General features: G+C 44.0%; 10 protein-coding genes. 6 read left to right on the top strand and 4 right to left on the bottom strand.

Going from position 1 to position 16,196, the window contains the following annotated elements; all coding sequences use genetic code 11:
• The first annotated feature begins 7 nt into the window (after nt 1-7).
• From Q0L00_RS07360 to Q0L00_RS07350, 3 genes are all read left to right on the top strand, one after another.
• Nucleotides 8-451, top strand: coding sequence for a DUF6252 family protein (locus tag Q0L00_RS07360; RefSeq protein ID WP_297336227.1), 444 nt, complete (start codon nt 8-10; stop codon nt 449-451).
• A gap of 26 nt (nt 452-477) precedes the next feature.
• Nucleotides 478-2,571, top strand: a complete 2,094-nt coding sequence (locus Q0L00_RS07355) for an IPT/TIG domain-containing protein (protein ID WP_297336226.1) — start codon at nt 478-480, stop codon at nt 2,569-2,571.
• 424 nt (nt 2,572-2,995) lie between these two features.
• Nucleotides 2,996-6,139, top strand: coding sequence for a PKD domain-containing protein (locus Q0L00_RS07350; protein WP_297336225.1), 3,144 nt, complete (start codon nt 2,996-2,998; stop codon nt 6,137-6,139).
• 309 nt (nt 6,140-6,448) lie between these two features.
• Here the strand turns inward: Q0L00_RS07350 and Q0L00_RS07345 are convergent, their stop codons facing one another.
• The 3 genes from Q0L00_RS07345 to Q0L00_RS07335 are packed head-to-tail and all read right to left on the bottom strand — an operon-like array spanning nt 6,449 to nt 9,443.
• Nucleotides 6,449-6,751 carry a hypothetical protein gene (locus tag Q0L00_RS07345; protein WP_297336224.1) on the bottom strand — a complete coding sequence of 101 codons (303 nt, stop codon included), beginning with the start codon at nt 6,749-6,751 and terminating at the stop codon, nt 6,449-6,451.
• Nucleotides 6,752-6,755: 4 nt separating this feature from the next.
• Nucleotides 6,756-8,087 (bottom strand): acyclic terpene utilization AtuA family protein, encoded by a 1,332-nt coding sequence (locus tag Q0L00_RS07340; protein ID WP_297336223.1) that lies wholly within the window; start codon nt 8,085-8,087, stop codon nt 6,756-6,758.
• A gap of 3 nt (nt 8,088-8,090) precedes the next feature.
• Complete coding sequence (locus tag Q0L00_RS07335; protein ID WP_297336222.1) at nt 8,091-9,443, bottom strand: citrate:proton symporter; 1,353 nt, start codon at nt 9,441-9,443, stop codon at nt 8,091-8,093.
• Nucleotides 9,444-10,130: 687 nt separating this feature from the next.
• Between Q0L00_RS07335 and Q0L00_RS07330 the strand changes: the two genes are divergently transcribed.
• The 3 genes from Q0L00_RS07330 to Q0L00_RS07320 all read left to right on the top strand — a co-directional run bounded on the left by Q0L00_RS07330 (nt 10,131) and on the right by Q0L00_RS07320 (nt 14,778).
• The gene (locus Q0L00_RS07330; protein WP_297336221.1) at nt 10,131-12,578 is read left to right on the top strand and encodes an ABC transporter permease; all 2,448 of its coding nucleotides are present in this window, start codon (nt 10,131-10,133) and stop codon (nt 12,576-12,578) included.
• A 1,033-nt stretch (nt 12,579-13,611) separates the two neighbouring features.
• Nucleotides 13,612-14,022, top strand: a complete 411-nt coding sequence (locus Q0L00_RS07325; protein ID WP_297336220.1) for a hypothetical protein — start codon at nt 13,612-13,614, stop codon at nt 14,020-14,022.
• 126 nt (nt 14,023-14,148) lie between these two features.
• Entirely contained in the window at nt 14,149-14,778 is a 630-nt protein-coding gene (locus Q0L00_RS07320) for a Crp/Fnr family transcriptional regulator (RefSeq protein ID WP_297336219.1), read from the top strand.
• Between the two features lie 60 nt (nt 14,779-14,838).
• On the opposite strand, the gene Q0L00_RS07315 is transcribed toward Q0L00_RS07320, so the two are convergent.
• Nucleotides 14,839-16,185: an ectonucleotide pyrophosphatase/phosphodiesterase gene (locus Q0L00_RS07315; RefSeq protein WP_297336218.1), complete on the bottom strand. Its 1,347-nt coding sequence runs from the start codon at nt 16,183-16,185 to the stop codon at nt 14,839-14,841.
• Between the last annotated feature and the right edge of the window lie 11 nt (nt 16,186-16,196).

Here is a 16,196-nt window from a genome sequence, read left to right as displayed (position 1 = left end):
AAACACCATGAAATTTCGATCACTACTTTTAAGCCTGTTGGCCTTTGTCTTTTTCGCTTGTCCAGATAAGGATGACGAAATTCCTCAAGGTTCACTCAATGTGGAAGCCACCATCGACGGTCAGGACTGGCGGGCTTCTGGAAATAGCCGAATTACCAATGTAGGTGGATTTACGGTATTTGCCATCGGAGCCGGAGCAACCGACCGGTCTAGTATTGCCTTGACTTTAGACGCCGAGCGTACAGGAAATTTTGACCTTTCTGGAAAGGCCATTTGGACTACGGCTGATCAGCTTGTTCACAATGCGACCTCTGGGACTGTAAACATCACCAGCATTGAAGGGGATAAAGTCTCAGGAACTTTTGCATTTAAAGCAAGTCCAATGACAGGAAACGGTCCTGAAGTGACTATCGCCAATGGGAAATTTACCGATATCACGATTATGCGCTAAACCCCACCTAAAATTCAGTCCATCCCATGAAAAATCTATTTTACGGCCTTTTAATTCTACTATTGGTTGGTTCGGGTTGCAAAGAAGATTCAGAGGACCCCACTCCAATAGATCCTTTTAATTCTAGTTTAGAAGGAAAGTTGGCAGATCAAAACCTTTCTTTGACCGGTTCAGCAATCCAACATACGTATTTCTCTGATCAAGGAGAAAATACAGGTGCACTGGAAGTCGGAGCCCAACTTCCAAACAGCGAACGGTTGACTTTCTTTATTCATGAAGTCAAAGAGGGTACGATCACGCTCAGCCAAGAATTCCCAGCGGTAATGGGTTCAGGTTCCTATGGCTTACGAAAAGAAGCAATCCATTCGAATCAGAAAGTATCTTCCACTCCCCCATCCTTTGTCAAATACACCCAGGCTGAACAAACCTATTTTGCCATTTCGGGAAAATATGTAATTAGCCTTGATGGGAATAATCTCACCTTCACCTGGGAGGTGACCTTCAAAGACACAAGTGGAAATACCTTCACGGCCAAAGGTAGCACCCAAATCAAGGACTATCGATCCAATCAGCGACCTAGATCTGAAATCAATTCCCCCGCTTCCAACCTATCCATCTCTTCGATCAGCCCAGATTATGGTCCAGCAGGAACCGAAGTCACACTCACAGGAACAGGATTCAGTGCGCTGAAAAGTGAAAATGCCCTTCGTTTAGGAGACTTGGTTTTGGGTGAACCTGCAAGTGCCTCGGCCACTGAGCTTAAAATAAGTGTCCCAGAAAATGGAAACCATGGTAAATTTTACCTGAGCGTTTTAGGAGGAAATGCAGAAAGCACCTTTTTCTTCTATGCACCCATCCTCGAATCGGCAGACAAAAGCGCCGCAAAAGTTGGAGAAGAAGTAGTCCTCAGTGGGAAGCATTTTGATGCAGACCCCACACTTCTAGAAGTGAAAGTCGGGGAAAAGAATATGGAAATTCTTTCTTCCAGTTTGACTACCCTCACTTTCAAAATCAGTGAAGGTACCCAAACGGGTAAAATCACGGTAGCCAGAAAAGGAAAACCAGCTGTGGAAGGCCCTGAGCTAAGCATAACGGCTGACCCTGTCACCGCAGGCCCCCCGATCAATGAGATTTTTGAGGTGGTTTCCGGCGATCTCAATTTCGAAGAAGTCCTAATCAATAACAGCGAATACGGACCTTTTTGGACCTTTGAAATCGACCGAGCAAACCATAAACTCTATGCGGTGGGCAGTAAAGGGATTGTAGAAATTGACTTGACCACTCGTTCCACCCAACTCTTAGTGGATGCCAATGATCAAGTGTATACTCCTGAACTCGGAACCTCGGCAGTAAGCACGCTACCTCAGGCAGTTTATCCCGATGGAAAAGGAAACTTATACGGGGTCAAAAGTCCATTGGCAGCCATTTTTGCTCCAACCAATATTTTCAAAATTGCCCTTTCTACCCAAAACTCTTCGATGATTGGAAATACTAAAATCAATGCAGGAGGAATATTTGCCGGTATGTACGTCTCAGAGGATCGAATCTTTTTGACTCGGGCGCAGGGAGGATATGATTTGCTGAGTTTTGACCTCAACATGGAAGATGCCAAAACGCTTCTTAATTTTCAAAGCAAGCGTGCCTCAGAGTTAATCCCTATGGGAGGAAATAGGCTTCGTCTCCTCCGAGATCAAAAAGTACAAGACCTTCACTACAGCCAAGTAGATGGAACGGATATTTCTGGCCCCATAGACTGGTCTGGTGCAGTGGAATCCCTTCGGCCTGCAGACGGTGGGGGCGCAGAAATCGTTGGAATGGAATACCTCAATGGAGATTTCATCGGAATGTTTGCCAGCTCAGATGAGGAATACACCATTGGTATCCAGGCTGGTGAAACCGGAAATTTTGTTAAAAAAGGGGAATTCATCCTCAAGCAAACCTACCTGAGAAATGGCAATCCAACGCCTATTCTCGCTTATGAAATTGACGATACCTTGCGGGGGAATGTGCTGGTGGCAGACAAAAATGGTGACCTGTATATTCTGTTACAAACCCCTACCGATGCTCAAGGAAACTTCATTGCCGGAGCTTTAGGAGGGATTTATAAGGTGAGTTTTTAGGATAGTTTAGAGACTTTTTGGGCAAAGGGAGGCAAAGGCTTGTCTCCCCTTTTTTATGGAAAGAAAAGTCCGCCTGAATGGATCAAACCCACTTGGTTGGCTACATGAAAGGCTTCCGATAGCTCGCAGGAGTACGGAAATTCTTAGGTGGGGTTATCCTTCCCAACCGACCTAATTTGGAAAATATTCCGGACTTCGAAGCCGGAAATAAACTCCATTTTACCGTTCCGTTCAGTACTATACTCTTGATCTTACCTCGATTGTTTAGGCCAACTGTTGATCCAAATGGGTTAAAACGTATTGCTACTGCTCTTCTATTTCCCCATAATTTCCCTTCATTTTTTATTTGCTAAATGAATGAATCAAGTAAAGGTTCTAAAATTTCTTCGCTTTATTAAATTGAATCCTTACTTTGAGAATCAGTATGTTCGACAAAGCAGCTCTTCTCAATATTCTCATTTCTTTATTCTGGATCAATATGATTTCCTTGTCCTACGGACAGGATTTTACCGAAGTAAAAGAGGTAAAGGAATTTTATGTGGGGTTTATGGATAACCTTGCTGTTGGGGAGCTAGCTGTTCCAACCTTGGTCATTACCGCCCTGGAAGGAGATGTGGAGGGGTACATAGAATTTCCAGGCAACCGTATCCCCTTTTCCCTGAATATAGGAGAAGTCTTTGAATACGAAGGCTCCAATAACTTGATTACAAGATCGAACAACCAAATTGAACAAAAGAGCTTTTATATTTATTCAGAGGGGGAAGTGTCGGTTTATGCCATCAACAAGAAAGAAGGTTCTTTGGATGGGACGATTGTTTTGCCTTTGGAAAAAATAGGTTCCGACTACTTTATAGGCTCTCATTATGAACTACAAACTAAAGGAATCAGTCTGCCCCTTCGTCAAGGAAATAATGAGAGTCAAGTATTGATCGTGGGCACCCAAGACAATACTGAAATTGAAATTATCCCAAGTTCGCCGGTAAACAACTCCCTTAACCCCATACGACAAACCCTAAACTCCGGAGATGTCTATCAAATCAAATCCAAGGGCGATCTTAGCGGCACCCAAGTTAGGGTGGTCAATGGCGGGGAAAACTGTGCCCGGATAGCTGTTTTTTCGGGAAATAAGTTTGCCGATATTGGAGAACCGGAATGTGGCACCTTTTCTACCTCGCATATTTTTAATCAGAATATCCCCATTTCCTCCTGGGGCCAAACCTATTTTCATATCCCTTTACGGGATAGGCAATTGGGAGAGTTAGTTAAATTTATTGCAGCATTTGACAATACCCAGGTATTTGAAGGAGGAAATTTACTGACCACATTAGATGCCGGAGAGTTTTTTACCCTGGATGTACCCGATGGCCAAGCTATGGAATTTACAAGTAGCAACCCAGTGGGAGTGTTTGGCTTCGGCAAGTCCTATTCTTGCGAGATTTTAGATGCAAACTCGGTTTTGTCTCCACCGAATGTGGCCAATTATGGAAATCCCCAACAGGTCAATTACAGCCCCTTTGAAGCGTTGAAATATGACCTTATGGTCAATTTTCACCAGGTTTTCAACACCGCTAAGCATTTTGCGCAACTAGTAATCAGAACAGAGGATGTTAACCTGATGTTGATTGATGGTTCATCGGTGGGGGGACAATTTAGTCCGATTTCGAATAATCCGGATTTTTCATTTGCGCAAATCCAACTTTCCCCCGGAGTCCATACCCTATCCAATGCGGCGGGATTCACTGGATATTTTTATGCAGTAGGCGCTTCTCAATCCTACGCCATGGACTTTGGAGCAGATTTTTCTAATTCGGAATATGAGCTTCTTTCCAGTTTTGATGAGTTAACAGCTGGCTCTCCGCGCATCGCTTGTCTAAACCAGGAGGGTACTTGGGAGATTATTCCCGCCAATTCAAATTTCAAGTTTCTCACTTGGGATTTTGGAGATAATAGTGGAGAAAAAGACGGGAATAGGGTCATGCATACCTATACAGAACCGGGCATTTATCCTGTCAAAATACTGGCTTCCCAGGATGAATCCGGCTGTGAAGAACGCGAAATTTATGAATTTGAGGTGGAAGTTTTAGGCTTGGAAGGAAGGATTACCGGACCAGAAACCGCCTGTCCCCAGGTGGATGAGTTGGATTACATTTTTGAAGGCACCGGAGAAATCGCCTCAGTCGAGTGGAACGTTGAAGGCGGAGTAATTTTGGAAGAAAGTCAGGATCGAATCAACGTGAGATGGGGGGCTGAAAATCAAGAAGCCAAGGTCCAAGCCACACCGATTTCCTCCAATGGTTGTCGAGGAACACCCGCAGAATTCGTAGTACAAGTAAAGCAAGAACTTGAGCCTCAACTCGCTTTAGGGCCTGCATTCATTTGTGATCTGGATTTGGAATATACCTATTCAGTGCCTGAGCTAAGCCCCAACAGGGAATACCATTGGTTTATCGAAGGAGGGAATATTATCGGGGCTAATCAAGGACCAGAAATTCAAATTCTATGGAATGAAGGGGATGAAACCGGACAGATTTATTATCAGGAATCCAGCACCTTGGACGAGTTTTGTTCGGGTGATTCACCCGTATTGGAGGTTGCCTTAAACTCCGGATTCGAGCTACAGGTGAAAGAAGAAATATCGGTGAGTTGCTTTGGAGATTCCGATGGCAAAATTGAGGTATCGGTCTCCGGTGGAAGCCCACCTTACCGTTATACTTGGGATCATGATGCGGATTTAAATTCTCCAATTGCAGAAGACCTAACACCCGGGGTTTATTCCATTCGAGTAAGGGATAGCCAAGGCTGCGAGCGAATTTTAGAGGACTTAAGCATTCAAGAACCCTCTCCATTGCGTTTGATCACTGAACAAATCCAGGACCCCAGCTGCTTTGGAAAAGGAGATGGATCCGCCTTCTTCGAGGTAAGTGGGGGCACCCCGCCCTACCGAGTAAATTCGGTAGAGGCTGAGATTAATTCGGGTACTATTTCTTGGGAAAATTTAGCGGAGGGAGAATTCAATTATCTGCTGGAGGATGCTTCAGGATGTAGTCTACCCCTTACTTTTTCATTGAACTCCCCAACTCCCTTTGAGGTAGAACTTGTGGTTTCTAAAGCTCCCTGCCCCAGTGAATCAAATGGGGTAATATTAGCTGAACCCAGAGGGGGACTTGCCCCCTATTCCTTTGAGTGGGATGATGGAAGTTCCCAGGCCCAATTGGAAAATTTAGGCTTTGGGGAATACAAAGTGAAAATCATAGACAGTCAGGGATGCATGAGTATGGGAAGTATTTTGCTCCGGGAAGCTGCTCCGGAAATTCGTTTTCCAACTGGCTTTGATCCACGAAAAGGCTCATTTGGACCGGTATCAAATTGCGGTGAACTAAACTACACGCTTTCGGTATTCAATCGTTGGGGGCAGCTGATTTACTCTGGAAATTCACCTTGGGACGGAAACCTAGACGGCAAGCCCAGCCCTATGGGAACGTATAGTTTTCGTTTTGATGTTGAAACCCAAATCAATGAAGAGCTGAGTAAACAAAGCCAAATAGGATCATTTTTAAAAATACGGTGAGCGAAAAAGAGAAGGCTTTCCAGACTATTTCTATTCAGGTAAAAGGCGGAAATCAAAAAAACGCCAGTAAATCAATATACTGGCAAATACTGGAATACCCGGAAAAGGGAATTTTCAAATCAAATCCGCCTCAGAGTCTCTACACTCCCTCCTCAGCCCACCCTTCTGAGTTCGACATTGCAGTACCCAAACGGCTTTTGGGGAGAAGAAAGGACAGGATTGAACTTGCCATGAGGTTGGTTAAAATGACCCCAAATCGTAAATAAGTGACATGGATTTCCATGGCTCAAAATTTCCCCTGTAACCTGTCTAGACTAGCGGCATTTCCAATAAATAGGAACTTAAGCTCTTTCGATGTTTATCGAGCTGTAGGGAACGAGTCACGCCCCCGTCCAAGGCCTGGTAAAGCACAAAATTAAGGGCTCCGAGTTGGGGGAGTTCATAACGAAGTACCTCTCCCTTTACCATATTGCCCAGCCATTCTTTAACCCGATCGGCTGTGATTCTTTTTCTGACCAATTCATAGTTCTTCTGATCAAATACAATCAAAGAAATATTACTGATGTTTCCTTTGTCACCCGTTCGGGCATGTGCGATTTCTCGAAGTAGCATAGGCTTAGCAATTCAGGTATTCAACTTGGGGTTTTGCAAGGTCCTTGGGCAACAAAACAGAAACTACCGAGATAATTTCGTCGGCAGATTGGCTGACACCTCCCCCCCCGGCAGGACCGTTGGTGTATAAAGTTTCAACTTCCTGACCTACTTTTCGGGCCATTTCCAATGTGGTTGTTTTGGCAACTACGCGCAAACGAACCTCAGGAATAGACTCTGGATTGCCCGGAAAAGGAGTGATGGAGTTATAGCCAATCAGCTCAGTTTTGATTTCCTCGAATCCCCATTTTTCCAAGCGCTTTTGGACGATTTCCCCTGCCCACTTGGCACGATTGACGCAATCATAGCCGCCATAACTGATTTGCCCTTCACCGGAATACCCATTGCGGTACCCCACACTGACTTTGTAGAATTCTGTTGGTTTTTTACCTGTTCCATTTTTGACTTGGATCTTGTTTTCTTCCCAGGTTTTGAATTCGACCCGGGAAAAATCAGCAATGCAATCCGGGGTCAAGTAATTGGCAGGATCATGGATTTCGTAGAGTAACTGCTCGCTGCAGGTAGCTGGGGTAATTCTACCTCCGGTTCCGGCCACTTTGGATACGAAGCCATCCCCGGTTTCATCTACTTGGGCAAAGGGAAATCCCAGGTCCCAGAGTTCGGGAACAAACTTTTGCTGCAAATCCGCAAAATACCCTCCTGACAGCTGGCCTGCACATTCCAGCAAATGGCCGATGAGGGTTCCTTTCCCCAGTTTTTCATACTCACTCCTGTCCCAGCCTAATTCATAAATCATGGGAGCCAAAAACAAGGCAGGATCTGAGACTCTTCCGGTTAGGATCACATCTGCTCCTGATTTTAAAGCCTGAAGGATTCCGTCTACGCCCAGATAAGCATTTGCCGAAAGTAGAGTGTTGCCCAAAGAATGTAAAGGCTCCCCTGTTTCCAAAATCTTTAGATCCTGGAGATCGGTAAGTTGATCCAAGACATCATCTCCAAATACTGCCGCGATTTTCAAGTCCTTCACGCCAAGATACTGGGCAATTTCAGCTGTTTTACGCATGGCGGCCAGTGGATTAGCCGCACCCATATTGGAAATAATTTTGGTTTGGGTTTGCTTGGCCAAAGGCAAAACTTCCCTCATCCGGTATTCTAACAGCGGATTATAGCCCTTTTCAGGATTCGCTTTCTTTTCCTTTTGCGCAAGGGCAATGGTCCGCTCAGCCAAACATTCAAAGCAGAGGTAATCCAAATTTCCTTTTTCCAAAAGCAACAAGGCGGGCTCCAATCGGTCCCCTCCATAACCTGCACCGCTTCCGATTCTGATTGACTTCATAATTTACAAGGTAATCGCTCCTACGAGTAGGGAGGTAATTAAGATGATGATACTGACCAAAAACGCATAGGGAATGGTTTTTCGCTGATGGGTTCCCAAGTCCACGCCGGCCAACCCGATGAGCAAAAAGGTAGCCCCGGTTAAAGGACTGACCGGAAAGCCGGTGGTCATTTGTCCCATGATAGCCGCCCGCCCAATTTCAATGGGATCCCCACCAAAGTGGACAGCGGTAGTCGAAAGGATGGGTACAATCCCAAAATAGAAGGAATCCGGATCAAATAACAAACTAGCGGGCATGGCAGCGAGGCCCACCACGAGGGGAAGGTGATTTCCCACCCTGTCCGGAATACGGACCACGGCGGCTTCAGCCATGGCTTCTATCATGCCCGAGCCTTTCATTATTCCGATTAAACAGCCAGCAGCAAAGAGAATGCTGACCATGAGCACCACCGATTGGGCATGGGCGTTGATTCGGCTTGCTTGATCTTTGACTTTGGGATAATTGATGGAGATAGCAGTCGCAAAAGCGATCATAAAGATGAGGTGTGGGGGAGCCATTCCCGAAACCAAAACAGCCACCGTGAGGAAGATCATCAGGATATTAAACCAGAAAAGTCGGGGTCTCTCCCATTCGTTGCTGTCTTCTTCTAGGCTGTTTTGTTCCAGTCCCGGACTACGGGTTACCCGTTCCTTTTTCCCAAGAATGTATGCAATGAGAATCACTGAAATTAAGCCCACTACTACGGGTACCAGCATAGGATTAAACAAATCAGTAACCGGAACCTCCAACGCAGCGGCAGCCCGAATCGTAGGGCCACCCCAAGGGAGAATATTCATCGTCCCGGCTGCCAAGGCCACGATGCAGGCCAAGGTGGTCCGCTTCATTTGAAGCTGATCGTAGACTGGAAGAAAGGCAGGCACGGCGATAAGAAAGGTACTTGCCCCGGAACCGTCCAGGTGTACAATCATGGCTAAAATGGCTGAGCCCACAGCAACTTTTGCGGGATCATTTCCCGCCAGTTTCAAAATTCCTCTGATCATGGGCTTGAAGGTTCCTGCATCCATCAGCACCCCGAAAAAAAGAATGGCGAAGATAAACATAACCCCAGTTGGAGCGATGGAAAGAATGCCTTGGGTGATAAAGTCCAACATTTCCAGTCGGAAACCACCGATGAATGCTGTAAGGATCGGAACGAGAATCATGGCTACGGTGGGCGAGGTCCTTTTGGTCATGACCAAAAAGAGCAAAACCACGATGGTGATTAATCCCAAGGATGCCAGCATGAATAACAGGGTTACTAGGTTGGTGAGGATGAGATTTAAAAGTAGGAAATAATTTCTGTCTCTGGATTCCACAGGTAAAAAATTGGGGATTTGGCAAAAAGTAGCCCTCGGAATTTTAAAATACCTTGGCTGCTCAAAAAGCGAAAGTCAGAATCCCATCGATTCGGGTGAGAAAAAATATTGCGACTATTAAGTAGATCTAAACTCCTTGGTATCAGCTTATTTACCGCCTCGAATGTGGTAGTAGGGAAGAGCCTACGAAATGCGGAGTTCAGTGGTTAGAAATGATTCCCACCCCGACTCGCAAATTCATTGAAAAGATTCCGGTGGAGCCGAGGAGCCGGCCACCATTCAATTTAAGTACCCAAGGAGGACCTTATCAGAGGCAACCTTTCAAGACAAATTAAGCTGAAAGCGCATTCCACATTCGATTAGTCACTTTTTTTAGATAATTAAGAAAAAAGTCAACCCACCTTGATTGCTTTACGACAAAGAACCCCAAGCTTGCCTATATTCGCTAAGTTGGCTCAACGAAATGATGCGCTCGATTTCATTCCAACGTTTGGAAATTCCCGCTCACCCAAATCAAATCTATCTCTCAATGAACTTTGTTCGAAAACGGTCACTTTTGAGCGATTATTTCCTTTCCTTTAGGAAAAAGCTTGGCGGATAGGAATTTAACCCAATCTTTCATTGGCATGAAGATGGAAACTAAACTAGGCAAAGGATTAAACTAATTTTAAATTTTATGCAGGCAACATGGTTTACCACTATCTGAAAATTGCCTATCGCCATTTATCCCGCAATTCATTTTTTTCCTTTATAACCATTCTAGGACTAGCAGTTGGGATGGGTGTATGTTTACTTATTTATCAGTATGTGGATTTTGAAACCAGTTTTGATCGTTTTCACTCCAAATCCCAAAACACTTATCGACTGACCCAATCCATCACTAGAAATGGAGAAAACCAGGGAGAAGGAGTATTTACCACTTTTGGATTGGGCCCAAGAGGAAAAGAAACTATCCCTGAAATCAAGGATTTTGTGCGGGTTCATGATCTGGAAATAGACTTGGTTGTTTCTAATCCTTCAAAAAATGAGCCCCATCTGGAAGATAAGCTATGGTTTGTGGACAGCACATTTTTAAACCTTTTCGATTTTTCTTTAAAGTATGGGGATAAGCATTCGGTATTCCGGGAGAAAAACAGTGCGGTGATTACCGAGGAAATGGCCATCAAATATTTTGGAGACCCTAACCCTATTGGCCAGTTTATCCAATTAAGTGGAGGTGTACTCAGCGGGTCTTTTAAGGTAACGGGCGTATTGAACTCACTTCCTGCAAACAGCCATTTGCAGTTTGACTTTTTGTTTCCACTCCCTCATATTCTCGATAATTACGGGCAATATAAATCTGACCAGGGTTGGGATTGGGATAATTTTGTAACCTACGTAAACCTCAACGAGAGTGCAAACCTTCCTGAAGTCAGCAAGAAATTGGACGAGTTGGTGGCAGCAAACCGAAAAGAAAGCCTAGACGAATCAAGGGTGGAGTGGCACATAGGGTTTCAATCCCTGGAAGACATTCATTTAACCTCTACTTATTCCCGAGAGCTGGCAAGGAATAACGGAGATATCCAAAACGTGTATTTTTTTTCTATCATAGCCATTTTCATTTTGTTGATGGCCTGGACCAATTCCATCAATCTATTTACTGCGCAGTCTTTGACCCGTACCAAAGAATTAGGAGTTCGCAAATCCATCGGAGCGGTGAAAAGTCAATTGATTTTCCAGTTTATGATGGAATCCCTTTTAATTAATTTTTTGGCAGGTATCCTATCGCTAGTACTTGCCCATTTACTACTCCCAGTTTTGAATCAAATCATGGGTCAGGAGTTGGAGTTTACCTTAGCCAAGGATTCCATTTTTTGGATATCATTCATTGGAATGATTCTTTTGGGGTCATTTCTTTCAGCAAGTTACCCGGCAATAATTCTTTCGTCTTTCAAACCTACCGGGATATTCAAAAACGCGAAGTTCAGTCCAAGAGGAAGCTTAACTTTGAAAAAGTACTTGATTGTATTTCAGTTTATCATTTCCCTATTGCTCATTTCAGGAACGTTTTTGGTCTATCGGCAGATCAATTTTCTTAAAGAGAAAGATTTAGGAATTAATCTGAAAGAAATACTCGTGGTGAGTGGCCCAAGGGTAATTTTAGAATCGCTCCGGGAAAAGGGGGAAACCTTGGGCCCGAGCTATGCTGCGCTCAAAAATTTACTTACCAGTCACTCTACCATTTCTTTTGTGACTGCAACCAGTACAGTCCCAAGTAAAGGATATGAATTTAGAGCAGACGCCCATCGATCAGATCGAACCGAGGATGCCACAGTAGCCACAAATCTGGTATTGGCAGACTCCTATTTTACGCAGACTTTTGGGTTTGACTTTCTCGCCAAATCAGACATTCCCGAAAATTACGAAAGTTGGACCTACACCTTTATTAATGAATCTGCACTTAAGGCTTTTAACTTTAATTCCCCACAGGAGGCTTTGGGAGCAGAGCTGGAGTTTTTAAGCTATCAGGTAAAAATTCTGGGGGTAGTCAAAGATGTGCACTGGAGCTCACTCAAAGAAGCCAACACCCCTACATTTTTTGTACTCGAAGAGGAATACGGCGCCTATTTTTCTATTCTCATACAGTTGGATAATCTTCCTTCTACTCTAGCTCATATCGAAGATTCTTATAACACCGTATTTCCGGATGATCCATTTGAATACTTTTTTCTAGATGATTCGTTCAACAGACAGTACCTATCCGACCTTCAATTCCAAAATCTCTTTTTTGCTTTTTCCTTGCTGGCCATTTCAATAGCCAGCTTGGGTCTCTTTGCCTTGGTCTCTTATTCCGTAAATTTAAAGGTCAAAGAATTGGGTGTCCGCAAAGTGCTTGGGGCGAGCAGGGGCAATCTCATGCTCCTCTTGTCTCGGGAGTATCTTGTTCTCTTGGGAATGGCAATAGCCTTGGCTATACCTTTGGTCCTTATTGGAGCCAATTCTTGGTTAGAAAATTATGCCTACAGGATTGAAATTGGACCGGAAATAATCCTCATTCCGGCCTTGATTCTTTTTAGTATTGCTGTGATAACGCTCAGTTTCAAAACAGTTAAAGCCTCGAAAGCTAATCCAGCGGACTCCCTCCGGTCTGAATAACTAAAACAGATTATTCGATTTTAAACCAGCATTCAACACTAAATATAGCTCTTCAAAGTTGAGCAATAACCCTGGCGCATGGGCCGATTAAAAACAGATGTCATTCACCCTCAGCTTCAAACCCACCTGAGGTAGCTTACTGAACTCATAAACTACTAGGATTTTTTCCCTAGCGTACCTTTCAGAGAAGTCAGTTCCACGGAAAACCCTGCATCCTTTTTTTCATTCTTTATAAGAAGAAAAGATGACCATCTATGTGTTTTAATATCCCAAACCAATAGAGAATTAAAAACACCTTGAGAAAAGCGGCACTTAACGCTAAAACAAGCCTTTGATTTTTAGAAGCATGGAATTTTTTATTGAGGCCTTCTAGGGTTATTTCTATAACATAATCTTGGAATCCTCAGTCAATTTCAATTTCGAATCAAGAACCTTCCTAAAAGAAGCCTTTGCTCTTCCAGTTGGATACCTATTTTTCAATTCGGGGATGGTAAAAACCCACGATTGGAAATGCAGCGACTTGATGATGTAAAAATAGTACTTCCCGAATGGTCAATTCCCAACCTAGGAAAGAATCTATATTTTCTCCTGTTCATCGTGGTTTTCATAGGCCAAAATTTGAAAAACCAATTATTTAACCAAAACCTAAGAGCTAGACTCAAAAAAGTGTCATTGACACCAAAAAATGGTTCATGTCCCAACTTGTGAATTTTAATATTTCCTTTTTTCCTTTTTTACCAAAAATTGATTAATCCAGGCAAACAGTTGACTTTGACCGCCAAAATCATAAAAACCAAACAATTAATCAAAAAACTAACTCCATTCCGACAAAATAGTGACCATGTCGTAAAAAAACTTCCTTGGGACTTGGCTCAAATGATGGGATTAATTTAGAATCAATTCTTAAACTGACTTCCGATGAACCCTCGATGGCTTCTATTCAACTGAAATCCAGAGACTCAAAAAAAACTAAACTACTCAATCCTTGTAGCATCAAGGGAAGGAAGTCCTTATCACTTTTAATCCCAATTTTATGAAACGCTTTCTTTCTATCTTCTTGTTATTAAGTGCTTTTTGTTTTTCCTGTAGCAATGATGAAGAACCTGAAATTACAGTTACCTACGAGGTAATCACGAGTGGTGGAGTGCAGTGGTCTGGAGAATATGATGATGAAAATGGAAATCGGATCAATACTTTTGAAGCCTCAGGAGGGCTTTCCGAAAGTGGATGGACTTCTACGTTTATTCCCCAGCAATTCCCCGCAACGGTAACCATACATGGCATGGTAGAATGTCCAGAGTGTAATTCAACTGTCCAACGCGAGCCATCGGAAGACATTACCTTCAATATCTACATCAATGGGGTTTTAAAACAAAGTCAAACCAATGAATGTCGAGTTTGTACCACAGGGCCAATTAAGGGACTGGCAAACGGCTTGGCTTAATTTACCGGAGGAGTTGTAGCCATAATTGCCCCATTAAGAAATCATATCGCAGAGGTTAACTTGTGATGAAGTTTGACGAGCTGAATTGAGACCTTGGGCAATTTTCTTGAATTTTATAAGAAAAAAATGGCCATGCGATCCCATCCATTTGAAATTCTTCAGGAAAAGCTGGATTCCACTATTTTAGGGGAGATCAGGTTGATGGAAATTGAAAAAGGGGCTTTTTTATACCAGCCTCCACAGCGCATTACTCCGATTTTTGAAATCGTAGCCGGAGTGATCAAAATTGGAAGCTACTCCCCAGAAGGAGAAGAAGTTTGTTATGACATTCTCAAACCCGGTGATTTTTTTGGGAATCTACAATTTTTAAACGGTCAATTTTCAGAGTTTTCCAAGGCCCTGTGCCCAGTCAGGCTTCGGGTCTACGAGCATTCCCTATTCATGAAATTAACCAGAGAAGTGACCGAATTTGGGGAATGGTTTAACTACCAGCTGGTCAGTCGTTGGTGCAGAGCAGAGGATAGGCTCTTTGCGGTGAGAAGCATGGGTGCGGTCGAAAAGGTACGACGCATTCTGCCTCATTTTCAGGAAAGGGTGGTAGATAGTCAGGGAAAGAACGTTCAACTGCTCAAACTCTGCACATTTCAGGATATTGCCGATCTGACTGGTCTGAGTCGTCAGACGGTCTCTAAGGTCTTAAAGCCGAAAGCAGAAGCGAGTACTTCTCCTTTTTCCCGAAAAAGAGCACGGGTTTAAAAAAGCCCGATGGTTTCGGGCTTTTTAAATTCTAATTAAATCTTGACTTTCAAGGCCAATTTATTTCTTAATGCCGGGGTAAAAGGTGCTTTCAGGTAAATCCATCTTCAGATCGAGCAAATAGTCAATTACGGCTGCTACATCGACCAAATCCATCTCCTGAATTTCCACATCCGACATAATACCTGCTCCCCAAGCTACAAAACCGGTTTGGATTTCTTTGAAATCAGGAAAAAATCCATGAGTACCTCCCTTGGCTGGTTTTAAGGCATCCCCAGTACTGGAAGAAGAAAACGAAATTCCCTGAATAGGGGCCAAAGCAAGCGCCGCATTTGGGTCTGCTCCGATCCTATCCAACTCTGCCCGATCCACGACACGGAATAGTTTCTTGTAGTTTTCCGGGAGGTTCTCTAAAATTTGCTTCACCTGATCCAAAGAAGCTTGATCATTCGCATCCTTTAGATGCAAAAATGCCGATGCGCCACTGGTATGAAAGGTAGCCTTCCAGTCTCCCCTGTCTTTGGCATCCTCCATTAGTCCTGCTTCGACCAACCACACATTTGGGGAAAGGGAAGAGTGAATATTGACAAAACCATGATCTCCGGTGATCACAAAGGTGGTCTTATCCAGAATCCCGGCCCGCTGAGCAGCTTCGACAATTTTGCCAATAGCCCGATCAGTTGCAGCCAAGGATTTTTTAACCATGGGACCTTCTCGTCCTTCCTCATGCTGGAAGTGATCGGTGGCGATTAAGTGAAGGGAAATCAAATTGGGCTTGTAGGTTTCCAGGATGTACCCGGCCATTTCACCGATCCGATCCTCCCGATTGAGGTAATCTCCATTGAAGGTTCGCTCATTGAGTTTTCCCAAAACTTCCAGCTCCATTTCTGCAAGCAAGCCTTTGGGGTTTTCCATTTGGCGCATGGGTTCGATCCGGCCAAAGCCTTGCTCCAAACTCCAAAACTCCGGTAAATTGTAATCGATCGGTGCTCCCACAGATACGGGCCAGATAAAACTTGCCGATTTTAAACCCCGTTCCTTAACTGCATCCCAAAGCGTAGGAACTTGGATCTTTTCACTTTCCCAGTACCAACGACCGGTTTGGCCAGCTGGCTCGAAGGGAGCATTGTAATAAATCCCATGATGAATGGGGGTTCTGCCCGTGACAATGGTGGTATGGGAAGGATAGGTAACTGAGGGGAAAACGCCATTCACTCCTAAAGCATGGGCTCCACCCTGAGCCATCTCCTGTAGGTTGGGAGAAGGCCAAGCTTTGTCCAGGTAAAAATCAGGTCTAAAGCCGTCAATGGAAATCAAAACTACATGTTCGGCCACCCGCTCTTGGGCCAAAGAAACCTGAGTGCAGAGAAGCAGCAGGATGAGGATATTTTTTTTAAGGTTTGTCATAAAGGTTGGGG

Origin of the sequence: Algoriphagus sp. (assembly GCF_024305035.1) — a bacterium.
Lineage (GTDB): Bacteria > Bacteroidota > Bacteroidia > Cytophagales > Cyclobacteriaceae > Algoriphagus.
The sequence above is the reverse complement of the archived record's forward strand: the minus strand, read 5'-3'. Positions and strand labels throughout refer to the sequence as shown.

What these genes read in the sequence shown, in the direction of transcription:
- Q0L00_RS07315 (WP_297336218.1), bottom strand. Translation starts at nt 16,185, where the DNA reads ATGACAAACCTTAAAAAAAATATCCTCATCCTGCTGCTTCTCTGCACT.
- Q0L00_RS07325 (WP_297336220.1), top strand. Translation starts at nt 13,612, where the DNA reads ATGAAACGCTTTCTTTCTATCTTCTTGTTATTAAGTGCTTTTTGTTTT.
- Q0L00_RS07355 (WP_297336226.1), top strand. Translation starts at nt 478, where the DNA reads ATGAAAAATCTATTTTACGGCCTTTTAATTCTACTATTGGTTGGTTCG.
- Q0L00_RS07340 (WP_297336223.1), bottom strand. Translation starts at nt 8,087, where the DNA reads ATGAAGTCAATCAGAATCGGAAGCGGTGCAGGTTATGGAGGGGACCGA.
- Q0L00_RS07350 (WP_297336225.1), top strand. Translation starts at nt 2,996, where the DNA reads ATGTTCGACAAAGCAGCTCTTCTCAATATTCTCATTTCTTTATTCTGG.
- Q0L00_RS07330 (WP_297336221.1), top strand. Translation starts at nt 10,131, where the DNA reads ATGGTTTACCACTATCTGAAAATTGCCTATCGCCATTTATCCCGCAAT.
- Q0L00_RS07360 (WP_297336227.1), top strand. Translation starts at nt 8, where the DNA reads ATGAAATTTCGATCACTACTTTTAAGCCTGTTGGCCTTTGTCTTTTTC.
- Q0L00_RS07320 (WP_297336219.1), top strand. Translation starts at nt 14,149, where the DNA reads ATGGCCATGCGATCCCATCCATTTGAAATTCTTCAGGAAAAGCTGGAT.
- Q0L00_RS07345 (WP_297336224.1), bottom strand. Translation starts at nt 6,751, where the DNA reads ATGCTACTTCGAGAAATCGCACATGCCCGAACGGGTGACAAAGGAAAC.